Consider the following 26298-nt stretch of genomic DNA (forward strand, 5'->3'; position numbering starts at 1 on the left):
CTGATGTTAGTTCATTCCCGGGCAAATGCAGGTGAAGGAACAACCCCTTTACGATCAATACGTTACGACCAGGACCGGCCCTACTCGATGTTCTGCACCTGCTCGCGCATCTGCTCGATCAGCACCTTGAGCTCCACCGCCGCCTGGGTGGTCCGGGTGTCGTTGGCCTTGGAGCCCAGGGTATTGGCCTCGCGGTTGAATTCCTGCATGAGGAAGTCCAGGCGCCGGCCGACCGGCTCGTCGCGCGCCAGGGTGGCGGCAAGTTCCTTGAGGTGGGAATCCAGCCGATCGAGCTCCTCGTCCACGTCCAGGCGCTGGGCGATGATGGCCAGCTCCTGTTCCAGCCGCCCGGGATCGGCCTCCACCCCGAGGTCCTGGATGCGGGCGAGCAGCTTGTCGCGCACCCCCTGCATCACCTCGACGCGCCGCGCACGCACCTCGGTCACGATCCCGCCGATGGCCGCGGCCCGCTCCTCGATGATGGCCTGCAGCCGGGCCCCCTCGCGCTCGCGGCTCTCCACCAGCTCGTCCAGGGCCTGCTCCAGCAGCCCCAGCGCCGCCTCCTGCACCGGCGCCATGTCGCGCTCGGCCTCGCGGGCCACGCCGGGCCAGCGCAGGATATCAATGGCCGACTGGCGCTGGGCGTTGCTCATCTCCTTCTCGATGCGGTCGCAGGCCTCGATCACGGCGCGGGCCAGCTCCACGTTCACGTCCACGGTGGAGACCGCCCCGCTGCCGGCCTGGTAGCGCAGGCCGCACTCGATCTTGCCGCGACCGAGGCGGGCCTGCAGCCGCTCGCGCACGGCGTTCTCCAGGGCGCGGAACTCCTCCGGCAGACGCAGGCCGGGCTCGAGGTAGCGGTGGTTCACCGAACGGATCTCCCAGACGAGCGTGCCCCAGTCCCCCTGCGCCTCGCGGCGCGCGAATGCCGTCATGCTGCGTAACATGTCCTGCCCTTGTGGTGTTTGGTGTGTCCCGCCATTGTAGTGCATTCGCCCCGCCCGCCCGACATCGGGCGGGCCGAGCCGCTATAATGCCGACCCGGCAACACCACACCCCGACCAGGAGACAGGCATGAGACCCAGCGGCCGCGCACCGGACCAGCTACGCGAGATCCAGTTCACCCGCAACTACACCAAGCACGCGGAGGGCTCGGTCCTGGTGGAGTTCGGCCACACCAAGGTGATCTGCACCGCCACGGTGGAGGAGCGCCTGCCGCCCTGGCTGAAGGGCAAGGGCCAGGGCTGGGTGACGGCCGAGTACGGCATGCTGCCGCGCTCCACGGGCAGCCGCATGGCCCGCGAGGCGGCCCGCGGCAAGCAGGGCGGTCGCACCCAGGAGATCCAGCGCCTGATCGGCCGCTCGCTGCGCGCCGCCTGCGACCTCTCCGCCCTGGGCGAACGCCAGATCACGGTGGACTGCGACGTGATCCAGGCCGACGGCGGCACGCGCACGGCCTCGATCAGCGGCGGCTTCGTCGCCCTCTACGATGCCATCACCCACCTGATGAAGAAGGGCCAGCTCAAGACCAACCCGCTGCACGGTCTGGTGGCCTCGGTGTCGGTGGGCATCCACAACGGCACGCCGGTGCTGGACCTCGACTTCGACGAGGACTCCAGTGCCGAGACCGACATGAACGTGGTGATGAACGACGGCGGCGCCTTCATCGAGGTGCAGGGCACCGCCGAGGGCCATGCCTTCCGCCGCGAGGAACTCGACGCGATGCTGGACCTGGCCGCCGCCGGGATCGGCAACATCATCGAACACCAGAAGCAGGCCCTGGGCATCTAGGAGGGCATCCCGATGAAACTCGTGCTCGCCACCGGCAACCAGGGCAAGCTCGCCGAGCTGCGCCAGCTCCTCGAGGGCACGGGCATCCAGGTGCTGCCGCAGTCGGACTTCGGCGTGCCGGATGCGGAGGAGACGGGGCTCAGCTTCATCGAGAACGCCATCCTCAAGGCCCGCCACGCGGCCGCGCACACCGGCCTGCCGGCGATGGCGGACGATTCCGGCATCGAGGTCGACGCCCTCAACGGCGCGCCGGGCATCTACTCGGCCCGCTATGCCGGCGTGCATGGCGACGATGCGGCCAACAACGCCCGTCTGCTGGCGGCGCTGGAAGGCCTGCCGACGGCCGAGCGCGGCGCGCGTTTTTACTGCGCGGTGGCCTTCCTGCGCCACGCCGAAGACCCCACGCCGGTGATCGCCGAGGGCATCTGGGAGGGTCGCATCCTGGAGTCCGCGCGCGGTGAGGGCGGCTTTGGCTACGACCCGCTGTTCTTCGATCCGGCACTGGACCGGTCGGCCGCCGAACTCGACCCCGCCGAGAAGAACCGCGTCAGTCACCGGGCGCGGGCGTTGCGCGCGATCGCCGAACGGCTGCGCGCACACTAGCCCCGGGCGCCAGCCCGTGATCCAGCCCGAGCTGCCCGATCAGCGGCGCGGGATGCTCGATGCCATAGCCCTGGGCATAGTCCACGCCGATGCTGCGCAGCACCGCCAGCGTCTCCTCGTCCTCGACGAATTCGGCGATGGTCTGTATCCCCATCACGTGTCCCACCTCGTTGATGCTGCGCACCATGGCGCGATCGATGGGGTCGGCCACCATGTCGCGGATGAAGCTGCCGTCGATCTTGAGGTAGTCCACGGGCAGGTTCTTCAGGTAGGCGAAGGACGACAGGCCGCTGCCGAAATCGTCCAGCGCAAAGCGGCAACCGAAGCGCTTCATCTCGCGGATGAACTGGATGGCGCGCGCCAGGTTGGCAATCGCCGCCGTCTCGGTAATCTCGAAGCAGATCAGTTCGGGCGGCACGCGGTAGGCCTCGAGCTGGTGACGCACGAAACCGAGGAAGTCGTCATCGCTGAGCGTGCTGCCGGACAAGTTGATGGCGAGCATGGTCAGCTGGCTGGCCCCGCCCCGCGCCCGTAGCGCGCCGGCCAGGCGGCAGACGTGGTTCACCACCCACTTGTCCACCGAGGGCATCAGGTTGTAGCGCTCGGCGGCAGGGATGAAGGCGGCCGGCGGCACCAGCTCGCCCTCCTCGTCCAGCATGCGCACCAGGATCTCGTAGTGCCTGCCCTCGTCCGCCTCGCCGCCCACCGGGCGGATTGCCTGGCCGTAGAGCACCAGCCGGTCGTTGGCCAGGGCATTGTTGATGCGCCCGATCCACTGCATCTCGCCGCGGCGCTGCTTGAGCTCCTCGTCGTTGGGCTCGTAGACATGCACGCGGTTGCGCCCCAGGTCCTTGGCGGCGTAGCAGGCCACGTCGGCGGCGCTCATCACCGTCGACAGGTTCTCCGAGTCCTCGTTGACCTCCACCACGCCGATACTGGCACCGATCTCGAAGGGCTTCTCGTCCCAGGTGAAACGGAAGTCCTTGATGACATGGCGCAGACTCTCGGCGATCTCGCGCGCCCGCCCCAGGGGACAGCGCTCCAGCAACAGGCCGAATTCGTCGCCGCCCAGACGCGCCAGGGTGTCACTGTCGCGTACATGCTCCTTGAGCAGGAAGCTGAGCTGGCGCAGCAGCTCGTCGCCGGCCACGTGGCCGCAGGTGTCGTTCACCACCTTGAACTGGTCGAGGTCGATATAGAGCAGCGCATGCGTGCTGCCCGGCTCGCCGGGCTGGCGGATCAGCGCGGCCAGCCGGCGCTCGAACTCGGCACGGTTCACCAGCCCGGTGAGGGCGTCATGGGTGGCCTGCCAGGTCATCTTCTGCGTGAGCTCGCGCGCCATGGTCACGTCGTGGAAGACCATCACCACCCCGATGATGCGCCCGCTGCGATCGCGGATCGGGGCGGCCGAGTCCTCGATGGCGATCTCGTGCCCGTGGCGGTTGACCAGGATGGTATTGCTGGTCAGGGCCGCCACCTTGCCCTCGTTCAGGCAGTAGTTCACCGGGTTGTCCAGCGGCTCGCGGCTGATCTCGTTGACGATGGGGAAGACCTCTTCCAGGGTCCTGCCCGCCGCCTCGGCCTGGGTCCAGCCCGTGAGCACCTCGGCGATGGGATTCATGAACACCACCAGGCCGGACTCGTCGGTGGTGATCACCGCGTCACCGATGGAGTTGAGCGTGACCAGGGCGCGCTCCTTCTCCTCGAACAGCGCGTCCTCGGCCTGCTTGCGCTCGGTGATGTCGGTATTGGTGCCCACCATGCGGTAGGCCCTGCCCGTGTCGTCATGCACCGAGATGCCCCGCTCCAGGTGCCAGCGCCAACTGCCGTCGCGGTGGCGGATGCGATGCACGCTCTCGTAGAAGGGGGTCTCGCCGCGCAGGTTCGCCTCGATCGCCGCCCGTGCCCGTGGCAGGTCCTCGGGGTGCACGCGGCTCGACCAGGCCTCCTCGGAATTGTCCAGCTCGTCTTCGGCAAAGCCCAGCATGGCCTTCCAGCGCGGCGAGTAGTACACGGTATTGCTCTGCGCATCCCAGTCCCACAGCCCGTCATTGGAGCCGCGCATGGCGAGGTCGAAACGCTCCTCGCTCTGGATCAGTTCCTGCTGGGCGGCAGTCAGGTCCTTCTCCTTCTGCTCCAGCACGTCGAGCATGCGGTTGAAGTCGTCCGCCAGCTGCGCGAGTTCCTCGGTGTGCTGCTCTGGGGCGCGCACGCCATGCCCGCCCTCGCGCACCCGCGAGGAGGTGACCACCAGTTCGTGCAGTCCGCGCGTCAGGCGCCGGGCCATGAGCACGGCGAACAGCACGCCGATGACGATGGCAATCACGGTGTAGAACACCCCGTCACGGGTGATCAGGCGCAGGCCGGCCAGGTTGTCCTGCTGGCTGAGCGCCACCCGGGCCCAGCCGATGAGTTCGCCGTTGACCAGGATCGGCGCCGCCACGTCGATGAGCTGGCGGGTCTCGATCAGCCGATGCGTGCCGGGCGGGGAGTCCAGCAGCTCGCGGCTCACCGGGTCGATGACGTGCTGACCGGCGAACCGGCGCTCGGTGTGCGCCATCACCTTGCCGCGCGTGCCGAGTACCATGGCGTATTCCAGGCCCGGATAGCTGGCCTGCGAGGCGAGCACCTCCTCCAGGCCGATGACATCGTTGGCCAGCAGCCAGGAACCGCTGTTGGTGGCCAGCGTCTCGGCCAGACTGGTGACCTGGGCGATGGCCTGGTCGTGCAGAAAATCGCGCTGACGCTCGACCAGGTCGAAGACGAAGATGGTCATGAGCACCGCGTGTACCAGCGCGATCCCCAGGATGAGCTGGCGCCGGATGGAGCCGAACAGTACCTGGCGCAGTCGGGTGGCGGTCGACGCCATCTCAGCGCGCCTCCCGCGGGTCGCGCAGTTCCCGCGTGAAACGTTCGATGAACTCGCGTACCGGCCGGTAGGTTTCGTTGTCCGCCGGCTCGAAGCGCGACAGGGCCATGCGCGCGAGGATGGCGCGCCCTTCCTCGTGGTTGTGCAGGTCAAAGAGCAGCTCGCCCACCTCGGCCGCGATGGCCGGCGGCACGTCTTCGCGCACCACCAGCCCGTTGTTCGGCAGGTTGTCGGTCTGCCAGCGCACCTCCAGCGCCGCGGCCAGCTCCGGCCGCTCGCGTGACAGCGTGCGCCAGGGCGGTATCCAGGTGGCACCGGCCGCCGCCTCGCCGAGGTACACGTTCATGATGGCCGACTCCTGCGAGCCCACATAGCGGTTGTCCAGCTCGTGGAAGACGTCGATGCCGTGACTGTGCAGGAAGTGCTGCGGCAGCATGGTGGCCGCCAGCGCGGAGGGGGCGGGATAGGCCACGATCTTGCCGCGCAGGTCGCTGAACTCGTCGATGCCGCTGTCCCTGCGCACCAGGATGATGCCGCGAAAATCCTCGTCGTCGCCCATCTTGCCGAAGACCCGGTAGCCATGCTTCAGGGACTCGACGGTCTGATAGGGGTTGGGCAGGGAAAAGGCGAATTCGCCGGCAAACAGCTTGTCGTCGTAGGCCGCGTAGTTGCGCGAGGCCTCGAAACGGAACTCGGCGGCATCGACGTGGCGATTGAGGTAGTCGATGAGCGGGGAGAAGATCTCGTGCAGGCGCGCCGGGTTGTGCAGAGGGTGGATACCGAAGCGGTAGACGGGCTGCTCCGGCACCGGCGCCTCGCCGTACTGCGGCAGGGTGGGCTCGGCCTCCTGGTTGCAGCCGGCGAGCGCGGCGAGCAGCCACAGGCAGAGCCCCAAACCGGGCAACGATATCCGGGAAATAGCGGTCATGCGTGCGTCACTGTCCTGGCAATGGCCGTAACTGTTGCCCGGCCGGGCCGCCGTACATTGCGGCGGCTGTTTTTTTGATAATAGCCACAAAAACTACGCTGACATAGTACAGGCCGCCGGCCCGGGCCCGCGGCCACCGGGCGACGGAGGGCGGTGTCTGCCCGACCGGCGGACGGCCAGCCCCGTCCGCCATTATGGCGGCAGCGGCCACACGCAACTTTAGCCGTCCACCCGCCGGAGCCGGTAGAATCGCCCCATGCCCCAGTTCACCGCCCCCATCCCGCTTAGCGTCTACGTCCACATCCCCTGGTGCGTGCGCAAGTGTCCCTACTGCGACTTCAACTCGCATGCCATTCGCGAGGAGCTGCCCGAACGCCGCTACGTGGATGCCGTGATCGCGGACCTGGAGGCCGAACTGCCCGGTGTGTGGGGGCGGCGCATCGAGAGCGTGTTCATCGGCGGCGGCACGCCCAGCCTGTTCTCGCCCGAGGCACTGGACAGGCTGCTGACCGGCATCGCTCAGCGCCTGCCGCTGCGCCCGGACACCGAGATCACCCTGGAGGCCAACCCGGGCACCTTCGAGCAGGGCAGGTTCGCGGAGTTTCGCGCACTGGGCATCAACCGCCTGTCCATCGGCATCCAGAGCTTCGACGACGCAATGCTCGAGCGCATCGGCCGCATACACAACGGCTTCGAATCCCGCCGTGCGGTGGAGATCGCCCAGGCCGCGGGCTTCGACAACCTGAACCTGGACCTCATGTTCGGCCTGCCCGGGCAGACACCTGCCCAGGCCCTGGCCGACGTGCGCCAGGCCGTGCAGGCCGAGCCCGACCACGTCTCCTACTACCAGCTCACGCTGGAGCCGAACACGCTGTTTCACGCCCGGCCCCCGGCACTGCCGGACGACGACGCCCGCTGGGACATGCAGGAGGCCGGCCAGGAGACGCTGGCCGCCGCTGGCTATACTCAGTACGAGGTCTCGGCCTATGCCCGGCCCGGCCGGCGCTGCCGGCACAACCTCAACTACTGGGAGTTCGGCGACTACCTCGGCATCGGCGCCGGCGCCCACGGCAAGCACAGCGATGCCGCCACGGGGACCATCGTGCGCTACCACAAGCAGAAGCAGCCCGCCGCCTACATGGACACCGCCGCCGGTGGCGGCGCGACCATCGCGCGCGAGACACTCGCCCCGGCCGCCCTGCCCTTCGAGTTCATGCTCAATGCCCTGCGCCTGACCGACGGCTTCGAGGAGGGGCTCTATGCCGAGCGCAGCGGCCTGCCCCTGGCGTCCATCGCACCGCGCATCGAGCAGGCCATCGCCGGCGAACTGCTGGTGCGCGAGGGCCCGCGCCTGCGGCCCACCGACCTCGGACGGCGCTTTCTCAATGACCTGATCGAACGCTTCCTGCCCGATGACGACTGAACTCCTGCAAGCGGTGACCCTCGACTGCCCCTACTGCGGGGAGGCGATCGACACGGTGCTGGATCTCTCGGCGGGTGGGCAGGACTACATCGAGGACTGCCAGGTCTGCTGCCGGCCCATGGTGATCCACTACGCGCTGGACCACGCCGGCGGGCTGGCCGAGCTGCGGGCGGAACGGGACGACGCATGAAAAGGCCCTACGAGCCCATCTCCTGCGCCCTGTACAGCGAATACGAGCTGGCCATCCTGCGCGCCCAGACGCTACGCGTCTCCTGGGTGGACGGCTGCGGTGTCTCGCATGTCGAGACCCTGCAGCCCGAGAACCTGCGCACCCGCGCCCAGCAGGAATTCATGATCGCGAAAAAGGCCGACGGCAGGCGCCACGTGCTGCGCCTGGACCGCATCCGGCACGCGGAGATCATCGAGTCGGGCACGAGGCTGGTCTAGCTTCGGGGGCTTTTAGCAGACCCGACGGGCGTCGGGGGAGGGAAACGCGACTAGCGCGGGGCGCTCAGCGCGCGATGGCGCGCCTCGATGGCATCGGGCAGCAGCCCGAGCAGCCGCGACACCCCGCTGGAGAATCCGTTATAGGCATCGGCCAGGGCGAGCAGGCGGCGGCGGGCGGCGGCGTCCTCGAGTCGCAGCGGCTCGAAGCGGGGCTCGCCGCCGACCAGGGCCTCGGTCAGGCTGCCGAAGCTGGCGGCCGCGCGGGTGAAGCGGTCCGCCGCCGCCGTGACCTCGGCCAGCACCAGACGCTCATCGCCCAGTGCCGCGACGCCCTGCCCGAGGGCGGCATCCATGGCGACCAGCGCCGCCTCCATGTCGTCCAGCGTCGCACCGGCACCCACGGCGTCGATCCCCGCCGCGGATTCGGCACGCAAGCCCCTGATCTGCGTCCGCAGGGCCGGCAGCAAGCGCTGGCGCAGCTCGTCCGCCACCCCCCGGTAGGCCGCCACGGCATCCGCCGCATCGTCCTTCGCCTGGGCCGGCAGGCCGGACAGGGCCAGCCAGAAGCCCAGGAGGAGGACCAGGGACAGTCGCATGGCGGGACGGGCGGGCATCAGTCGGCCTGCCCCGGCGTGGCGGGCAGCACGTTGGTCTGCGAGTGCACCGTGACGGTCTCGGCCTCGACACCGGCCGGGGGCTCCTCGCCATACACCCAGGCACCGGATGCGTCGCGCCACTTGTAGACCACGGTCTCGCGGGCGCTGAGCCGCTCGCGCACCCGCTCGACCGCGAGCCGCGGCTCGAGGAGGTGGCCCGGTGTCAGCAGCGGCCCGCCGTCCGGGCCGAAGGCGAAGAAGGGTGCAGCCAGGACGGCCAGTACGAGCAGCAGCAGGGCGACGAGGACGGCACGCTTCATCGCGCCGCCTCCACGGGCCGGGCCCACAGGTCGTGCTCGCCGCTGCCGGTGATCTCCACCTCCACGAACTCGCCGGGGGCCAGGAATTCGCCCTCGATGTAGACCACGCCGTCGATCTCCGGCGCATCACCCGGTCCGCGGGCGATGCTGCCATGCGCGTCCTGCTCGTCCACCAGCACGGTGATGCGCCGGCCGACCTGCTCGGCCAGGCGGTCCTGGCTGATGGCGGCCTGCAGCTCCATGAAGCGCTCCAGGCGCTCCTGCTTTTCCTCCTCGGGCACCGCCCCCGGCAGCGCATTGGCCGCCGCCCCCTCCACCGGCGAGTAGGCGAAGGCGCCCACGCGGTCGAGCCGGGCCTCTTCGATGAATTCGAGCAGGGTCTCGAAGTCCTCCTCGGTCTCGCCCGGGAAGCCGACGATGAAGGTCGAGCGCAGGGTGATGTCCGGGCAGATCTCGCGCCAGCGGGCGATGCGCTCCAGCGCCTTCTCCGCCGCCGCCGGGCGCTTCATGGCCTTGAGGATCCTCGGGCTGCCGTGCTGCAGCGGCACGTCCAGGTAGGGCAGCACCAGGCCGTCGGCCATCAGCGGGATGAGGTTGTCCACGTGCGGGTAGGGGTACACGTAATGCATGCGCACCCATACACCCAGCGAGCCCAGGGCCTCGGCCAGCTGCTGCATGTGGGTCTTGAGCGGCCGCCCCTGCCAGAAGCCGGTGCGGTACTTCACGTCCACGCCGTAGGCGCTGGTGTCCTGCGAGATCACCAGCAGCTCCTTCACCCCGGCGGCCACGAGGTTCTCGGCCTCCTGCATCACCTCGCCGATGGGCCGGCTCACGAGATCCCCGCGCATGCTGGGGATGATGCAGAAGCTGCAGCGGTGGTTGCAGCCCTCGGAGATCTTCAGATAGGCATAGTGGCGCGGCGTGAGCTTGATGCCGGCGGGCGGCACCAGGTCGGTGTAGGGGTCGTGCGGGGCCGGCAGGTTGTCGTGCACCGCCGCCATCACCTCTTCATAGGCGTGCGGCCCGGTCACGGCCAGCACGTTGGGGTGTGCCGCGCGCACCTTGCCGGCGTCCGCCCCGAGACAGCCGGTGACGATCACCTTGCCGTTCTCGTCCAGGGCCTCGCCGATGGCATCCAGCGACTCCTGCACGGCGGCATCGATGAAGCCGCAGGTGTTGACCACCACCAGGTCGGCGCCGTCGTAATCCGGGGCGATCTCGTAGCCCTCGGCGCGCAGCTGGGTGAGGATGCGCTCGGAGTCCACCAGGGCCTTGGGGCAGCCCAGGGAGATGAAACCGACCTTGCGTTGGATGTCTGTCATGGGGATTTACCTGAAAAGCGGAGCGCCTCGATACCATATCCGCCAGCGCCCCTCAAGGCCCCTCGGCGGGTTTTTATGCACACAAACCGTGCGCCCCCCGGTCGGCATGCACCAAACAGTGCAAATTGCACGCCAGGCGCATGAGGAAAATGTTTTTCCCATATAAATCATTTAGTTAAACATGTGGCTAAAAAATAGCCAATGTAACAGGAATGCAACTATACCGCGAACCCGGCAGCGAATCTCCCGCCTCGTCCACAAAGTTATCCACAGGTTTTGTGGAAAAACCGGAAACCCAAAATCTTACAGGGGCTTACGTGAAAATCGTCATTTCCCACTTGCCCGCGATGCCGCCTTTCAGTATGATGCCTCTCCTTTTCGATCCGCGACACACCGAATTTTTCGAGGACGGTTCCATGAAGCCGGAGATTCACCCCGAGTACAGCGAAATCAACGTCGTCTGCAGCTGCGGCAACAGCTTCAAGACCCGTTCGACCATGGGCAAGGACGAGATGCAGGTTGAAGTCTGCGCTGCCTGCCACCCGTTCTTCACCGGCAAGCAGAAGCTGATGGACACCGCGGGCCAGGTCGACAAGTTCCGTCGCCGCTACGGCATGAAGTAAGCCGTGCCGCAGTCCTGGCTGACGCGAAAGGCGCTCCTTGCGGGCGCCTTTTTCGTGGCCGGCTGGCTGGCCGCCGTCCAGGCCCAGGCTGCCTGCGAGCTGCAGCGCGTCGACGAACGGGCCAGTGCCGACTACGTCTACGACGGCGACACCCTGCGCCTCACCGACGGCCGCCGTCTGCGCTTCGTCGGCCTGGATACCCCGGAGATGGGCCGCGACGGCCGCCCCGGCCAGCCCTATGCCCGCGCCGCCCGCGAACGCCTCATCGGACTGCTCACCGCCCAGGACAACCGCCTGCAGCTGCAGTACGACCGCGAGCGCCGGGACCGCCACGGCCGCCTGCTCGCCCACCCCGCCCTGCCCGACGGCACCAGTCTCACCGAGGTCCTGCTGCGCGAGGGCCTGGCCACCCAGCTGGTGGTCCCGCCCAATACGGCCCTGCTCGACTGCTATGCCGCCGCCGAGGCCGAGGCACGCCGTGCCGGGCGTGGCATCTGGTCGCTGCCGGCCTACGCGCCCCGACCCACCGCCAGCCTGCCCAGGGGTGCCGAAGGCTTCCACATCCTGCAGGGGCGGGTCGAACGCATCGGTCGCGGCCGCCACACGCTCTGGCTCAACCTCGAGGGCCGCGTGGCGGTGAAGATCGGCGAAGAAGACTACGTGCATTTCGGCGACATGGACTGGGACGCCCTCACCGGCCGGCGCATCGAGGTGCGCGGCTGGCTGCACCCGCGCCGCGACGGCAGCCGCATGCTGCGCCTGCGCCACCCCGCCGCGCTGAGCCTGCCCGGGGAGGCGAATTCCTGAACGCATCGGGCTAGAATCATCGGCACCCCCACGCAGATCACGGGAAGCCATGTCACCTCGACTCCGCCTCAGCCTGCTACTGCTCGCCCTGGCCGCCCTCGGCGGCTGTGCGACCAACCCCGTCACCGGCGATCCGGACTTCGTCCTCATGACCCAGGACCAGGAGATCGCCACGGGCCGCCAGTATCATCAGCAGCTGCTCAAGCAGTATCCCGTCTACGAGGACGAACGCCTGCAGGCCTACGTCAGCCGCCTGGGTGACGAACTGGCGCGCAACAGCCACCGCAGCGACCTGGTCTTCCACTTCACGGTGCTGGACTCGCAGGACGTCAACGCCTTCGCCCTGCCCGGCGGTTACGTCTACATCACCCGCGGCATCATGGCCTACATGAACTCCGAGGCGGAGCTGGCCGGGGTGCTGGGTCACGAGATCGGGCACGTAACCGCACGCCACGGCGTGCGCCAGCAGAGCGCGGCCACCGTCACCGGCATCCTCGGCGCGGTGATCACGGCACGCGCCGGCAGCCAGGCCGTCGGCGACCTCAGCAACATGCTCGGCACCGCCCTTATCCGGGGCTACGGCCGCGAGCACGAGCTGGAGGCCGACCGCCTCGGCGCCGAATACCTCGCCCGCCTGGGCTACGATCCGCAGGAGATGCTCGGCGTGGTCGGCATCCTCAAGGACCAGGAGGAATTCGAGAAACAGCGCGCCGCCGAGGAGGGCCGCGAACCGCGCATCTACCACGGCGTGTTCTCCACCCATCCGGACAACGACGCCCGCCTGCAGGAGGTGATACACGCCGCCGACCGGCTCAAGGGCACGACCACCCGCCCCGCCGGGCGCGACACCTACCTCGGTATGATCGACGGCATGGTCTGGGGGCCCGGCGCGGCGCAGGGCGTGTTGCGCGGACGCGACTTCTACCACCGGGATCTGGGCATCACCCTGCGCTTTCCGCCGGACTGGCGCGTGGAGAACCTGCCCGACCGCCTGCTCAGCCTGCCGCACGACAACAGCGCCCTGCTGCAGCTCACGCTGGAGCCGCTCAACCAGCGCCAGTCCGCCCGCCAGCTCCTCGAGGCGAAGTTCGGCGCGGCCAATCTGCGCGAGTCGCGCGCCCTCGACCTGGGCGGCCTGGACGGGCACACCGCGCTCGCCAGTCTCGACACCCCCTTCGGCCAGCGTGCCACCCGCGTCGCCGTCATCCTGCACGGGAAGAACGTCTACCAGTTTCTCGCCGCGAGCAAGACCGAGGGCGCGCGCCCGCGGCAGGACAGTGCGTTCCTTGCTACCATACAAAGCCTGCGCGGACTGCGCAGCGACGAGGCCGCCCTGGCCGAGCCGCGCCGCATCCGCGTGATCACCGCAAAGACCGGCGACAGCTTCGCCCGGCTGGCCCGCGAGACGGACCTCAACCACCACGCCGAAGAGATCCTGCGCCTGCTCAACGGCATGTACCCGGATGGCGAGCCCCGCCCGGGACAACGAATCAAGATCATCAAATAACCGCGACCGACAACCAGAAGGTTACCCATGAGCGACGAATTCAAAGAAGCTGCACTGCGTTATCACGCCGAGCCGCGCCCCGGCAAGATCGGCATCGAGATCACCAAGCCGACGCGCACGCAGAAGGATCTGTCGCTGGCCTACACCCCGGGCGTGGCCGAACCCGTGCGCCGCATCCACCATCACCCGGAGGATGCCTACCGCTACACCGCCAAGGGCAACCTGGTCGCCGTCATCACCGACGGCACCGCCGTGCTCGGCCTGGGCAACGTCGGCGCGCTGGCCGGCAAGCCGGTGATGGAAGGCAAGGGCGTGCTGTTCAAGAAGTTCGGCGGCATCGACGTCTTCGACATCGAGGTGGACGCCGACAACCCGGACGACTTCATCGACACCGTGGCGCGCATCGCCTCGGGCTTCGGCGGCATCAACCTCGAAGACATCGCGGCCCCCCGCTGCTTCGAGATCGAACGCCGCCTGGGCGAGATGCTCGACATCCCCGTCTTCCACGACGACCAGCACGGTACCGCCGTGATCATCGCCGCCGGCCTGCTCAACGCACTGGAACTGCAGGGCAAGCGCCTGGCAGACGCCCGCGTGGTCTGCCTCGGCGCCGGCGCCGCCGGCATCGCCTCCATGAACCTGCTGGTGGCCCTGGGCGCGAAGAAGGAAAACCTCTTCATGGTCGACCGCAAGGGCGTGATCCACGATGGCCGCGACGACCTCAACGAATACAAGCAGGCCTTCGCCGTGCACACCGACAAGCGCACCCTGATGGACGCCTGCACCGATGCCGACGTCTTCATCGGCGTCTCCGGTCCCGATCTCATGACCCAGGACATGCTGCGCGCCATGGCGCCAAAGCCCATCGTCTTCGCGCTATCCAACCCGGACCCGGAGATCCTGCCCGAGCTCGCCTTCAAGACCCGCGACGACGTGCTCATGGCCACCGGGCGCAGCGACTACCCCAACCAGGTCAACAACGTGCTGGGCTTCCCCTACATCTTCCGCGGCGCACTCGACGTACGTGCCACCGCCATCAACACCGAGATGCTGGTCGCCTGCACCCGCGCCCTGGCCGAACTCACCCACGAACCCGTGCCGCAGGAAGTGCTCGAGGCCTACGAGATCGACGCGCTGGAATACGGCCCCGACTACATCATCCCCAAGCCGCTGGACCCGCGCCTGGCCGAGCGCATCCCGGCCGCGGTCGCGCAGGCAGCGATCGACTCCGGCGTGGCCCGCATGGAGCTGGTGGAGGCCTCGAGGCAGAAAGACTGAGCCATCGTGCACCTTGCCGGCGGCACCCGGCGCCAGATCGACTGTCTACACTCAAGGAAGAGGGCCATCACAGGAGGGCGTCATGCAGAAGATATCGATCGTCGGTGCCGGCCGTGTGGGCGAGTCCACGGCGCAGTTCCTGGCCAAGGAAAACCTCTGCCGCGAGATCGTGCTCATCGACGTGAAGGACGGCGTGCCACAGGGCGCGGCGCTGGACATCCAGGAAACCGCACCGCTGTTCGGTTTCGACACGCGCCTGTCGGGGGCGACCGACGGGGCGGCGATGGCCGGCTCGGGGCTCGTCATCATCACCGCGGGCATCCCGCGCAAGCCGGGCATGTCGCGCTCGGACGTGCTGGACACCAACGTCGCCATCATCGACAAGGTGATGGAAGACGTGGTGAAGCACGCCCCTGACGCCATGGTGCTGGTGGTCTCCAACCCCGTGGACGTGCTCACCTACCGCGCCTGGAAAAAGAGCGGCTGGCCGCGCAACCGCGTGTTCGGCCAGGCCGGCGTGCTCGACTCCTCGCGCATGGCCTACTTCGTCGCCAGCGAGACCGGGCTGTCGGTGAAGAACATCCATGCCATGGTACTCGGCGGCCACGGTGACGCCATGGTGCCGCTGATCCGTTACACCACCATCTCCGGCATCCCCATCGAACACTTCCTCGACCGCGACGTGATCGACCGCATCATCGAGCGCACCCGCCACGGCGGCGCCGAGATCCTGGCCCTGAAGCAGACCTCCAGCGCCTACGACGCCCCGGCCGCCGCCATCGCCGAGATGGTCGACGCCATCGTGCGCGAACGCCGCCAGGTCCTGCCCACCGTCGCCATCCTCGATGGCGAATACGGCTATGACAACGTCGCCATGGGCGTCCCCTGCGTACTCGGCAGGAACGGCATGGAAGAAGTCGTGGCACTCGAACTCAACCACGAAGAACACACGATGTTCGACGAATCGCTGGCCGGTGTGGTGGCGGACATCGAGCGCCTGAATGGGACGTGAGGGGCGAGGAGTGAGGAGTGAGCGGTAAGACGATACACTAGTGCCTCGCGCCTAACGTCCAGAGCTCATGCCCAACACCACCTACCTGGTCGACTCCAGCATCTACGTCTTTCGTGCCTGGTTCACCCTGCCCGCCTCCATCACAGACGCGGCGGGCAATCCCGCCAATGCCGTGTTCGGCTTCTCCGATGTCGTCTACAGGCTGCTGAAGCAGGAGCGCCCGGCGCGCATCGGCTTCGGCTTCGACGAGAGCCTCACCACCTCGCACCGCAACGCGATCTACCCGGCCTACAAGGCCAACCGCGAGAGCGCGCCGGCCGAGCTCAAGCACCAGTTCCAGCTTGCCCGCCGCTTCCTGCGCGGCATCGGCATCAGCGAGTTCGGCAGCAACCGCTACGAGGCCGACGACCTCATCGGCACCCTGGCACGCATCGAGCGTGAACAGGGACAGCGCCTGGTGATCGTCACCGGCGACAAGGACCTGGCGCAGCTCATACACGAACGGGATCTGTGGTGGGAGTTCGGCAAGGATCAGCGCATGGACGCGAAGGGCATCCAGAAGCGCTTCGGCGTGCGTCCCGACCAGATCGCCGACCAGCTCGCCATCGCCGGCGACAAGGTGGACAACATCCCGGGCGTGCCCGGTGTGGGCATGGCCACGGCCGCCTGCCTGCTGCGCAAGTTCGACAGCGTCGAGATCCTGCTGAGCCGCATCCCCGAGATCGCCCAGATGAAGGTGCGCGGCGCCAAGCGGCTGATGGGACTGATCGACGAACACCAGGACACCATCCGCCTGGCCCGCCAGCTCACCGGTATCCACCTCGAGGCCGACCTGCCCGCCGATCTCCAGCTCGCGCCCCGACCACCCGAACAGGACGCCTTCGACGCCACCTGCGACGAGCTGGACATGTCCCCAGAACGGCGCGCGCGCTGGGAACGCCTGCTCGACGAGCTGCACGGGGGATAGCCGTTCGTCACCACCGCGCCAGTCCTCTCCAGGTCCCAGACATGCCAGCGCCTGACTGCTGCCTTGCAACCACTGATCACGGACAACTGACCAGCAACCGTCTCATGCACACCATCCTGTTCAACAAGCCTTATGACGTCCTCAGCCAGTTCACGGACAGCGAGGGCCGGCGCACGCTCGCCGACTACATCCCGGTAGAAGGCGTGTACGCAGCCGGTCGCCTGGATCGCGACAGCGAGGGGCTGATGGTGCTCACCGACGACGGCGAACTGCAGCACCGCATCACGCACCCGGACAACAAGATGAGCAAGACCTACTGGGCGCAGGTGGAGGGCATCCCGGACGAGGCAGCGCTCAAGGACCTGCGCGAGGGGGTGGAACTGAAGGACGGCATGACACAGCCCGCGCGCGTGAGGCGCATCGACGCGCCCTACCTGCTGTGGCCGCGCACGCCGCCGATTCGCGAACGCCGGCACATCCCCACCTGCTGGCTGGAGATCACCATCGGCGAGGGACGCAACCGGCAGGTGCGGCGCATGACGGCCGCCGTCGGCCATCCCACCCTGCGCCTGATCCGCTATCGCATCGGTTCCTGGACACTCGACGGACTCGCCCCGGGCGAGTGGCGCGAGGCCTGATTTACAAGGCCCGGGGGATGCGACACACTCGATGGCGAATCCTGTTCGGGGAAGGGACGTGATCGGATACCTGCACATCGACGGTCGCTGGCGCGAGATGACCGAGGCGGATCGCCTGGATGGCGAGACGCTGTTCTGGCTGGACTTCACCCATCACGAGGACGACTGGCCTGCCGTGCTCGAGCGCCTGGGTGGCCATGCCGTGCACGAACGCCACGTGAAGGACAGCGTGAACCTCGCGCATCCGCCCTACTACGACGCCACCTCCGATTACGAGATGCTCATCTTCCGCCCGCTGGCCGGCATGCAGACCGCCGACCTGAGCCTGGAGACCCGCGCCTGCACGCTGCTGATGTTCGCCCACGGGCTGGTCACCATCCGCGCGCCCGACAACGGCCTGTTCGAGGACGTCGGCCGGCGCCTGCAAAGCCAGACCCCGCGACAGCCGGAGACGGTGGTCGGCCTGGCCCACGCCCTGCTGCACCGCATCGTCGAGGAACAGATGCGCGTGCGCGGCCCGCTGGCCATGCAGCTCGAGCTCTGGCAGCAGCGCCTGCTCGGCAGCACCGGCAGCATCGAGGACTGGCAGCCCCTGCTGGAACTGCGCGGACGCCTGCGCCGGTTTTCCACCCTGCTCGCCGAACAGCTCTCCAGCCTCACCCTGTGGCGCAGCGAGACCGAGCTGTATATCAGCGAGCACGTCGGCGTGCGCATGAACGACGTGATGGAGCACATCAAGCGCACGACCCATGACATCGATGCCCTGCAGCACGACATCGAGGGCATGATGCAGATCTACTTCTCCATCACCGGCCAGCGCACCAACAGCATCGTGCAGCTGCTCACCATCATCTCGGTGATCTTCCTCCCGCTGAACCTCATCGCCGGCATCTTCGGCATGAACTTCGAGCAGATGCCCCTGCTCGATCACGCCCTCGGCTTCTGGGCCACGGCCATCGGCATGACTGCGCTGGGCCTGGCCGCCCTGCTGCTGCTGCGTCTCAAGCACTGGATCTGAGCGGCTGCTCCGGATCGGCGATTCGCGTTATAGTCGCAGCCACACGACCACCCATGGCAAATGGCATGAGCGAGACCAACCAGAAGGCGGTACTGGGCTGGCGCGAATGGATCGCGCTGCCCGATCTGGGCCTGCCGCACATCAAGGCCAAGATCGACACGGGGGCCCGCACCTCCTGCCTGCACGCCTTCAAGGTGAAGGGCTTTCGCCGCCGGGGCGTGCGCTGGGTGCGCTTTCACGTCCACCCCCACCAGGGCGACCGGCACACCGAGGTGGTCTGCGAGGCACCGGTGAAGGACCGCCGCTGGGTCACGGACTCGGGCGGACACCGCACCCTGCGCTATGTCATCGATGCCGGTATCGTGGTGGGCAAGCAGCGCTATACCATCGAGCTCACGCTCACCAACCGCGACAACATGAAGTTCCGCATGCTGCTCGGACGCACGGCGATGTACGATCATTTCATCGTCGACCCGCAGCGCTCCTACTGTCAGGAACGACTCGAACTCACCTCCCAGGAATGGGAAACCGAAGAAGAACAGGCCGAAATCGAATGAAGATCGCCATCCTTTCCCGCAACAAGAGGCTCTACTCCACCCACCGCCTGGTGGAGGCCGCCGAGGCGCGTGGCCACGAGGCGCACGTCATCGACACGCTCAAGTGCACCATGGACATCACCTCCGCCAGGCCCGCCATCTGGTACAAGGGCGAGACCCTGGAGGACTATGACGCCGTCGTCCCGCGCATCGGTGCCTCTATCACCTTCTACGGCCTGGCCGTGGTGCGCCAGTTCGAGATGATGGGCGTCTACTCCGTGAACGAATCGGTGGCCATCGGCCGCTCCCGCGACAAGCTGCGCGCCCATCAGCTGCTGGCGCGCGCCGGCATCGGCCTGCCGGTCACCGGCTTTGCCCATTCGCCCACCGACACCAGTGCGCTCATCAAGCTGGTGGGCGGGGCGCCGCTGGTGATCAAGCTGCTGGAAGGCACCCAGGGGCGCGGCGTGGTGCTGGCCGAGACCGCCAAGGCCGGCGAGAGCGTGATCGACGCCTTCCGCGAGCTGGACGCCAACTTCCTGGTGCAGGAGTTCGTGAAGGAGGCCAAGGGGGCCGACATCCGCTGTTTCGTCATCGGCAACCGCGTGGTCGCCGCGATGATGCGCCAGGCCAAGGAAGGGGAGTTCCGCTCCAACCTGCACCGAGGCGGCACCGCCACCGTGGTCAAGCTCACCCCGCGCGAACGCGCCACCGCCGTCAGGGCGGCGAAGACCATGGGACTCAACGTGGCCGGCGTGGACATCCTGCGCGGCAAGGACGGCCCGCTGGTGCTGGAGGTCAACTCCTCGCCGGGGCTGGAAGGCATCGAGGCCGCCACCGGCAAGGACGTGGCCGGCCAGATCATCGAATTCCTCGAGAAGAACGCCAAGCATGGCAAGACGCGCACCCGTGGTCACGGCTGACCCCGTCAACCAGCCGGTCACCATCGGCGACGTCACCGTCAGGCCGGGCAACCGCGCGCTGGTGCTGCTGCCGGTGACCGTGCTCTACACCAGCAACCCGGTGGAGATGCCGGTACACGTGATCTGCGGCAAGCGTCCGGGACCGCGGCTGTTCATCAGCGCGGCGATCCACGGCGACGAGCTCAACGGCATCGAGATCATCCGCCGCCTGCTCAAGTCCAGCGCACTGCGGCACCTGCGCGGCACGCTCATCGCCGTGCCCATCGTCAACGTCTTCGGCGTGCTCAACCACTCGCGTTACCTGCCGGACCGGCGCGACCTCAACCGCAGCTTCCCTGGCTCGGACCACGGCTCGCTCACCGCGCGCCTGGCCCACCTGTTCATGGAGGAGATCGTCGCCAAGTGCACGCACGGCATCGACCTGCACACCGGCGCCCTGCACCGCGACAACCTGCCGCAGATCCGCGCCCACATGGACGACGAGGAGACCGCGCGCCTGGCACGCGCCTTCGGCGTGCCGGTGCTGCTCAACTCGGTGCTGCGTGACGGCTCGCTGCGCCAGGCGGCGGACGAATCCGGGATCAAGATGCTGCTCTACGAGGCCGGCGAGGCGCTGCGCTTCGACGAGGTGAGCATCCGCGTGGGCGTGGCGGGGATACTGAACGTGATGCGCGAGCTGGGCATGATCGCCGCCCGGCACAAGAAACCGCACAGGCCGCGCCAGGACCCCATCACCGCGAGGGCCAGCTCATGGATACGCGCCCCGCAGGGCGGCATCTTCCGCGCCTTCGTGCGCCTGGGGGAATGGATCGAGCGCGACACCGTGCTCGGCATGGTCTCGGACCCGATGGGCGTGGAGGAGGAGCCGATCCTGAGCCCCAACTCGGGCATCGTCATCGGCCGCGCCAACCTGCCGCTGGTGAACGAGGGCGACGCCCTGTTCCACGTGGCTCGCTTCGATCGCTCCAGGCAGGGCGAGCATGCCGCCGTGGCGGTGGCCGAGCTGCACGACTTCCACGAAGGCCTGCCGCCGGACGAGACGGAGATCCGCTGACGCGAAAGACCCGGGGCCTGGTACTTCTAGCCACGGAGGACACGGCGGTGGACAGGACGGGGTATGTCCTTCCTCTGTGGCAAACCGCCTTTCAGTCAGCCCCGCGGTTCGGACGGCCTGCGCGGCATCCCCGGCATCTCGCCCTGCACCACCACCTGGCGCAGGCGCATGGCGATGCCCTCGGCCATCATGAACCACTGCTCGGCCAGCTCCGGCTCCATCACCTCGAACAGCGTCTCGCGGAAATAGGCCAGCCAGCGGCCGATGTGCCGGTCCTCGATACCCAGCGGCATGTGCCGGCCCACCATGTCGATGCCCGGGTCGTGGTCGAGCCGGCCGCCCATGGCCGTCCACCAGAAATCGGCAATGCGCTGCTCGTGCTCCGCGAAGTCCGGGATGTGGGCGAAGAAGCCCTTCATCTCCTCGTCGTTCTGCAGCTTTTCATAGAAACGATGGATCTGCTGCTCGATACGCTCGCGGCCGATCTTCTCGCACAGGGGGATGAGTTTGCGCACCATGGGACTGCCTTTGGGCTTCTGGGGAATGAATGGGTAACATTCTATCACCCATGACAACCCCCACCGCAGAGACCGACATGGACGCAGACCGGGACAAGCCGCTCTGGGAGACCATCACCGACCGCATCCGCGCGGCCGAGGGCAACGACTTCACGCCGCGCGAGCGGCAGGCCGTGGGCGGCGGCTGCATCAACCAGGCATACACCCTGGGTGGCGACGGCCGACGCTACTTCGTCAAGCTGAACGACGCCGCGCGCCTTGCCATGTTCGAGGCCGAGGCCGCGGGCCTGGCCGAGCTGCGCGCCGCCGAGGCCATCCGCGTGCCGCGCCCGGTGGCCACGGGCACGGCCGGCGGGCGGGCATTCCTGGTCATGGAACACCTCGCGCTCGGCGGGCGCGGCACCGGCGCCCGCTTCGGCGAGGCACTGGCCGCCCTGCACCGCAGGACCGCCGAACGCTACGGCTGGCAGCGGGACAACACCATCGGCGCCACCCCGCAGCCGAACGCCTGGCAGGACGACTGGGTGGTCTTCTGGCGCGAACAGCGCCTGGGCTTCCAGCTCGACCTGGCCGCCCGCCGGGGGGCGGGCAGCCGTCTCATCGCGCGCGGCCGCGAACTGATGGATCGGCTGCCCGGCTTCTTCACCGACTACCGCCCGGCGCCCTCGCTGCTGCACGGCGACCTCTGGGGCGGCAACATGGACACGGATACCGGGGGTCGCCCGGTGATCTTCGACCCGGCCGTCTACTACGGTGACCGCGAGGCCGATCTGGCCATGACCGAACTCTTCGGCGGCCCGGGCGGAGACTTCTACCGGGCCTACGACGCCGCCTGGCCGCTGGACCCCGGCTACGGCCTGCGCAAGACGCTCTACAACCTCTACCACATCCTCAACCACTACAACCTGTTCGGCGGCGGCTACGCCGGCCAGGCCGAGCGCATGACCGACCGCCTGCTGGCCGAACTGCGCTGAAACGCCCTACACTCTCTACGCAAAACAACAACAATCACCACCGAAGGGACGCCCCATGCGTGCATTACTGGTCCTGTTCACCCTGCTCGTGATGAGCCCCGGCGGCCACGCCGCCACCGACCCGGCGACCATCCCGGAACCGCTCAGGCCCTGGCAGGCCTGGGTGCTCAAGGGCCACGAGGACCTCGCCTGCCCCTTCCTCTACAACAACGCCAGCACCCGCCAGTGCGCCTGGCCGACCACCCTGGTCGTCGAGGCCTCGGCCACGGGGGCGCGCTTCACCCAGGACTGGCAGAACTATCTCGAGGGCTGGCTGGCGCTGCCGGGGGATGCCGAGCGCTGGCCCCAGGACGTCACCCTGAACGGCGCGCCCGCGGTGGTGGTCGAGCGCAACGGCCGCCCCGCCGTCCACGCCGGGCCCGGCAGGCACCGCATCGAGGGCCGCTTCCTCTGGCCGTCCCTGCCCGAGCAGCTGGCCGTGCCGCATGACACCGGCCTGGTGCAACTGCAGGTGAACGGCCGTGCCATCGGGCGCCCGGACCTCGACACCCAGGGCCGTCTCTGGCTGGGCGAGCGCCAGCGCGATGCCCTGGATACGGCGGGCGACCGGCTGGGCGTGGAGGTCTTCCGCCGCGTGATCGACGAGGTGCCACTGCAGGTGGTCACCCGCATCGAGCTCAGGGTCTCGGGCGCCCCGCGCGAGGTGGTGCTGGGCCGGGCCCTGCTGGCCGACGCCATCCCGGTGCGCCTGGACAGCCCGCTGCCCGCGCGCCTGGAACCCGACGGCCGCCTGCGCGTGCAACTGCGGCCCGGCAGCTTTCGCATCGACCTGACCAGCCGCCACCCGGCTCCGGTGGAGGCGCTCGCCCCGACCGACAACACCGCCCCCTGGCCCGGGACCGAGGTCTGGGTGTTCGACGCCCGTCCGGCCCTGCGCCTGGTGGAGATCGAGGGCGTGGCCGCCGTCGATCCGCGCCAGACCAACCTGCCGCGCGAATGGCAGGACCTGCCGGCCTACCGGCTCACGGCCGGCGAGCGTCTCGGCTTCACGACCATCCGCCGCGGCGACCCCGAGCCCGAACCTAACCGCCTCACGCTCCACCGCGACATCTGGCTGGACTTCGACGGCACGGGCTACACGCTGAGCGACCGCATCGGCGGCCAGCTCTCGCAGGGCTGGCGCCTGGAGGCCGATCCCGCCCTGGAACTCGGGCGGGTGAGCATCGACGACCAGCTGCAGTTCATCACCCGGCGCGGCGAAGACGGGCCGCTGGGCGTGGAGGTGCGCCGCGGCGAGCTCAACCTCGCGGCCGACAGCCGTATCGAGGGCGACACCCGCCGCCTGCCGGCGGTGGGCTGGCAACAGGACGTGCAGCAGCTCTCCGCCACCCTGCACCTGCCGCCGGGCTGGACCCTGCTGGCCGCCTCGGGCGTGGACCAGGTGCCGGGCACCTGGCTGCAGCGCTGGACCCTGCTCGACCTGTTCGTGGTGCTGATCGCGGCGGCCGCCGTCGGCCGTCTCTGGTCCTGGCGCTGGGCGGCACTGGCGCTGGTCACCCTGGCCCTGATCTGGCACGAGCCCGACGCCCCGCGCGTGGTCTGGCTCAACCTGCTGGCGGCCATCGCCCTGCTGCGCGTGCTGCCGGAGGGCCTGTTCCGCCGGCTGGTCACCGGCTACCGCCACCTCTCCCTGCTGGTGCTGGTGCTGATCGCGCTGCCGTTCCTGGTCGACCAGGTGCGCCACGGCCTCTATCCGCAGCTCGAACGCCCGGGCCAGATGGCCACCGCGTTGAAACGCGCAGACGTCTACCAGACCGTGCCCCAGGCCGGGGTGGTGATGGAGGAGGCCCTGCAGGCCCGCGAACCGGCCAAGTCCGAGATGGCGGATGCGCGCACCCGGCTGCCGGCCCCGGCGACCCCGCCGCTCACCGAGATCGACCCGGACGCCGCCCTGCAGACCGGCCCCGGCCTGCCGCAGTGGTCCTGGACCCGCATCCCGCTCGGCTGGAGCGGCCCGGTGGCACAGGAGCAGCACATCGGGCTGACCCTGCTCTCGCCCACCGGCCACCTGCTACTCAACGCCCTGCGCGTGCTGCTGGTCGTGGTGCTCGCCCTGTTGCTGGCGGGCTGGCGGCCCGGCGGCCGCCTGATGCCGCCGCGTCCCGATCGCAGCGGCTCCTTCGGCGCCCGCCAGACCGGCGCCGCCGCCGTCCTGCTGCTGGCCGGTGTCACCGGTCTGCTGCCCGCACCGGCCCGCGCCGAGATCCCGGACCCGGCCCTGCTGGAGGAGCTGCGCCAGCGCCTCGTCGAGCCGGCCCCCTGCCTGCCGCAATGCGCCCAGATCCCCCGCATGTACCTCAGCGCCGCCCCGCAGGCCCTGCAGCTGCGCCTGGAGGTGCACGCCCGGGAGGCCGTGGCCGTGCCCCTGCCGGGCCAGCGCGACCAGTGGCTCGCCAGCCGGGTGCTGGTCGATGGCCAGCCCGCCACCGGCCTGCGCCGCGACAGCACGGGGGCCTACTGGCTGGACCTCGCCCCGGGCCGGCACCAGGTGCTGATCGCCGGCGGGCTGCCCGCCGGCGACAGCCTGCAGCTCAACCTGCCGCTGCCGCCGCACCGCGTCGAGATCGAGGCCCGCGGCTGGAGCGTGGAAGGCGTGCGCGAGACGGGCGTGCCCGAGCGCCAGCTGCAGCTCACCCGCATCGAGGAGGCCGCCGCCGGCGAGCTGCCGATGCTGGAACCCACCACCCTGCCGCCCTTCGTGCAGGTGACCCGCCACCTGCGCCTGGGGCTGGAGTGGGAGGCGCGAACCGAGGTGCGCCGCCTCGGCCCGCCCGGCGAGGCGGCCGTGCTGGCCATACCCCTGCTGCCCGGCGAGTCCGTGCTCACCGAGGGCATCCGCGTGGAGGACGGACAGGTACGCGTGAACCTGCGCGAGGGCAGCCTGCAGTGGCGCTCGGTGCTGGAACCGGTCGGGGCGCTCACGCTCACCGCCCCCGACACCGCCCGCTGGACGGAGACCTGGCGGGCGGACATCGGCACCCTCTGGCACGCCGAACTCGACGGCATCCCGGTGGTGCACCACCAGGCCCCGGGCGGTCGCTGGCTGCCCGAGTGGCGCCCCTGGCCGGGCGAGTCCGTGACGCTGCACGTCACCCGCCCGGACGGCGTGCCCGGACCCACGCTCACCATCGACCACAGCCGCCTGACCCTGCGCCCGGGCCAGCGCGCCACCGACGCCTCGCTGGCACTCACCCTGCGCAGCAGCCGCGGCGGCCAGCACGACATCCTGCTGCCGGAGGACGCGACCCTGCAGACCGTCACCCTCGACGGCCTCGTCCAGCCCATACGCCAGGAAGGGCGGCGCGTCACCCTGCCCCTGCGCCCCGGCACGCAGGAGGCCCGCCTGGACTGGCGCAGTCCCGAGGGCATCGGCGCGAGCCTGCGCAGCCCGGCGGTGGACCTGGGCCTGCCCAGCGTCAACGCCGAGCTCGTGATCGAACCGGGCCGCGACCGCTGGGTGCTGTGGACCCAGGGCCCGCTGCTCGGACCCGCCGTGCTGTTCTGGGGCGTGCTCATCGTGCTCGTCATCGTCGCCGCCGGACTGGCCCGCGTGCCGCTCACCCCGCTGCGCACCCTCTCCTGGCTGCTGCTCGGCGTGGGCCTGAGCCAGGTGCCGGTCATCGTCGGCGTCATCGTCGTCGGCTGGCTGCTGGCCCTGGGCGCCCGCGCACGCCTCCGGGCCGACAGTGACCCGCTGCTCTTCAACAGCCTGCAGCTCGGCCTCGGCATGCTCACGCTCATGGCCCTCGCCGCCCTGGTCTTCGCCGTGGAACGCGGCCTGCTCGGCCTGCCCGAGATGCAGATCGCCGGCAACGGCTCCAGCGCCTGGCAGCTCAACTGGTACGCCGACCGCGCCGAGAGCACCCTGCCCCAGGCCTGGGTGCTCTCGGCCCCACTCATGGCCTACCGCCTGCTCATGCTCGCCTGGGCGCTATGGCTCGCCTTCGCCCTGCTGGGCTGGCTGCGCTGGGGCTGGCAATGCTTCAGCCGGAACGGCCTGTGGAAAAAGGTGCAGTTGGTGGAGAAAAAGGCCAAGCCCGCGCAGCCCGAAGACGACAAGGCCTGAGTCCGGCAACGGAAGCAC

25 protein-coding genes are annotated in these 26298 nt (G+C 69.0%); 18 read left to right on the forward strand and 7 right to left on the reverse strand.

The genetic code is table 11. The features are described 5' to 3' along the window. Positions 1-80 precede the first annotated feature (80 nt). Positions 81-947 (reverse strand): YicC family protein, encoded by an 867-nt coding sequence (locus tag HUJ28_05150; GenBank protein ID MBD3618838.1) that lies wholly within the window; start codon positions 945-947, stop codon positions 81-83. Positions 948-1074: 127 nt separating this feature from the next. Here HUJ28_05150 and rph point away from each other — a divergent pair, with 127 nt between their 5' ends. Then, positions 1075-1791 (forward strand): ribonuclease PH, encoded by a 717-nt coding sequence (gene rph / locus HUJ28_05155; GenBank protein ID MBD3618839.1) that lies wholly within the window; start codon positions 1075-1077, stop codon positions 1789-1791. Between the two features lie 12 nt (positions 1792-1803). After that, complete coding sequence (gene rdgB / locus HUJ28_05160) at positions 1804-2394, forward strand: RdgB/HAM1 family non-canonical purine NTP pyrophosphatase (GenBank protein ID MBD3618840.1); 591 nt, start codon at positions 1804-1806, stop codon at positions 2392-2394. Here the strand turns inward: rdgB and HUJ28_05165 are convergent. Together HUJ28_05165 and HUJ28_05170 are read right to left on the reverse strand one after the other, a co-directional pair. Continuing rightward, positions 2339-5263, reverse strand: a complete 2925-nt coding sequence (locus HUJ28_05165; protein ID MBD3618841.1) for an EAL domain-containing protein — start codon at positions 5261-5263, stop codon at positions 2339-2341. The two genes, rdgB and HUJ28_05165, sit on opposite strands and share 56 nt — an antisense overlap. 1 nt (position 5264) lies before the next feature. Further along, positions 5265-6191 carry a phosphate/phosphite/phosphonate ABC transporter substrate-binding protein gene (locus tag HUJ28_05170; GenBank protein ID MBD3618842.1) on the reverse strand — a complete coding sequence of 309 codons (927 nt, stop codon included), beginning with the start codon at positions 6189-6191 and terminating at the stop codon, positions 5265-5267. Positions 6192-6447: 256 nt separating this feature from the next. Between HUJ28_05170 and HUJ28_05175 the strand changes: the two genes are divergently transcribed. Genes HUJ28_05175 through HUJ28_05185 form a run of 3 tightly spaced genes read left to right on the forward strand, consistent with a single transcriptional unit; the run spans position 6448 to position 8061 of the window. Next, on the forward strand, positions 6448-7614 hold the full coding sequence (locus HUJ28_05175) for an oxygen-independent coproporphyrinogen III oxidase-like protein (protein MBD3618843.1): 1167 nt from the start codon (positions 6448-6450) through the stop codon (positions 7612-7614). Beyond that, complete coding sequence (locus HUJ28_05180) at positions 7604-7804, forward strand: CPXCG motif-containing cysteine-rich protein (GenBank protein MBD3618844.1); 201 nt, start codon at positions 7604-7606, stop codon at positions 7802-7804. The genes HUJ28_05175 and HUJ28_05180 overlap by 11 nt, the downstream gene beginning before the upstream one ends. After that, on the forward strand, positions 7801-8061 hold the full coding sequence (locus HUJ28_05185) for a transcriptional antiterminator, Rof (protein MBD3618845.1): 261 nt from the start codon (positions 7801-7803) through the stop codon (positions 8059-8061). The genes HUJ28_05180 and HUJ28_05185 overlap by 4 nt, the downstream gene beginning before the upstream one ends. Positions 8062-8111: 50 nt before the next feature. Here the strand turns inward: HUJ28_05185 and HUJ28_05190 are convergent, their stop codons facing one another. The 3 genes from HUJ28_05190 to rimO are packed head-to-tail and all read right to left on the reverse strand — an operon-like array spanning position 8112 to position 10299. Then, complete coding sequence (locus HUJ28_05190; protein ID MBD3618846.1) at positions 8112-8675, reverse strand: hypothetical protein; 564 nt, start codon at positions 8673-8675, stop codon at positions 8112-8114. Then, positions 8675-8977, reverse strand: coding sequence for a DUF4124 domain-containing protein (locus HUJ28_05195; protein ID MBD3618847.1), 303 nt, complete (start codon positions 8975-8977; stop codon positions 8675-8677). The genes HUJ28_05190 and HUJ28_05195 overlap by 1 nt, the downstream gene beginning before the upstream one ends. Beyond that, positions 8974-10299: a 30S ribosomal protein S12 methylthiotransferase RimO gene (gene rimO, locus HUJ28_05200; GenBank protein MBD3618848.1), complete on the reverse strand. Its 1326-nt coding sequence runs from the start codon at positions 10297-10299 to the stop codon at positions 8974-8976. The genes HUJ28_05195 and rimO overlap by 4 nt, the downstream gene beginning before the upstream one ends. 416 nt (positions 10300-10715) lie before the next feature. Here rimO and rpmE point away from each other — a divergent pair, with 416 nt between their 5' ends. The 11 genes from rpmE (at position 10716) to HUJ28_05255 (ending at position 20662) form a co-directional block, all read left to right on the forward strand. Beyond that, a complete protein-coding gene (gene rpmE / locus HUJ28_05205) occupies positions 10716-10922 on the forward strand; it encodes a 50S ribosomal protein L31 (protein ID MBD3618849.1) in 207 nt (68 codons plus the stop codon). A gap of 3 nt (positions 10923-10925) precedes the next feature. Further along, complete coding sequence (locus HUJ28_05210; GenBank protein ID MBD3618850.1) at positions 10926-11729, forward strand: thermonuclease family protein; 804 nt, start codon at positions 10926-10928, stop codon at positions 11727-11729. Positions 11730-11778: 49 nt separating this feature from the next. Then, positions 11779-13236 (forward strand): M48 family metalloprotease, encoded by a 1458-nt coding sequence (locus tag HUJ28_05215; protein MBD3618851.1) that lies wholly within the window; start codon positions 11779-11781, stop codon positions 13234-13236. 27 nt (positions 13237-13263) lie between these two features. Then, the gene (locus HUJ28_05220) at positions 13264-14514 is read left to right on the forward strand and encodes a malate dehydrogenase (GenBank protein ID MBD3618852.1); all 1251 of its coding nucleotides are present in this window, start codon (positions 13264-13266) and stop codon (positions 14512-14514) included. Between the two features lie 82 nt (positions 14515-14596). Then, the gene (gene mdh / locus HUJ28_05225; protein ID MBD3618853.1) at positions 14597-15526 is read left to right on the forward strand and encodes a malate dehydrogenase; all 930 of its coding nucleotides are present in this window, start codon (positions 14597-14599) and stop codon (positions 15524-15526) included. 67 nt (positions 15527-15593) lie between these two features. Then, a complete protein-coding gene (locus HUJ28_05230; protein ID MBD3618854.1) occupies positions 15594-16493 on the forward strand; it encodes a flap endonuclease in 900 nt (299 codons plus the stop codon). Between the two features lie 41 nt (positions 16494-16534). After that, positions 16535-17131, forward strand: a complete 597-nt coding sequence (locus tag HUJ28_05235) for an rRNA large subunit pseudouridine synthase E (protein MBD3618855.1) — start codon at positions 16535-16537, stop codon at positions 17129-17131. Between the two features lie 58 nt (positions 17132-17189). Continuing rightward, on the forward strand, positions 17190-18149 hold the full coding sequence (locus HUJ28_05240) for a hypothetical protein (GenBank protein MBD3618856.1): 960 nt from the start codon (positions 17190-17192) through the stop codon (positions 18147-18149). A 65-nt stretch (positions 18150-18214) separates the two neighbouring features. Beyond that, positions 18215-18706 carry an ATP-dependent zinc protease gene (locus tag HUJ28_05245; protein MBD3618857.1) on the forward strand — a complete coding sequence of 164 codons (492 nt, stop codon included), beginning with the start codon at positions 18215-18217 and terminating at the stop codon, positions 18704-18706. Next, positions 18703-19608, forward strand: a complete 906-nt coding sequence (gene rimK / locus HUJ28_05250) for a 30S ribosomal protein S6--L-glutamate ligase (GenBank protein MBD3618858.1) — start codon at positions 18703-18705, stop codon at positions 19606-19608. Before HUJ28_05245 ends, rimK begins: the two co-directional genes overlap by 4 nt. After that, entirely contained in the window at positions 19577-20662 is a 1086-nt protein-coding gene (locus HUJ28_05255) for a succinylglutamate desuccinylase/aspartoacylase family protein (GenBank protein ID MBD3618859.1), read from the forward strand. The genes rimK and HUJ28_05255 overlap by 32 nt, the downstream gene beginning before the upstream one ends. A 95-nt stretch (positions 20663-20757) precedes the next feature. On the opposite strand, the gene HUJ28_05260 is transcribed toward HUJ28_05255, so the two are convergent. Beyond that, entirely contained in the window at positions 20758-21180 is a 423-nt protein-coding gene (locus HUJ28_05260) for a group III truncated hemoglobin (GenBank protein ID MBD3618860.1), read from the reverse strand. A 77-nt stretch (positions 21181-21257) separates the two neighbouring features. Between HUJ28_05260 and HUJ28_05265 the strand changes: the two genes are divergently transcribed. Further along, on the forward strand, positions 21258-22154 hold the full coding sequence (locus HUJ28_05265; protein MBD3618861.1) for a fructosamine kinase family protein: 897 nt from the start codon (positions 21258-21260) through the stop codon (positions 22152-22154). Between the two features lie 55 nt (positions 22155-22209). Then, a complete protein-coding gene (locus HUJ28_05270) occupies positions 22210-26280 on the forward strand; it encodes a hypothetical protein (protein ID MBD3618862.1) in 4071 nt (1356 codons plus the stop codon). Positions 26281-26298: the final 18 nt, after the last annotated feature.

The organism is Chromatiales bacterium, assembly GCA_014762505.1.
In the GTDB taxonomy this organism is placed as follows: Bacteria; Pseudomonadota; Gammaproteobacteria; order SpSt-1174; family SpSt-1174; genus SpSt-1174.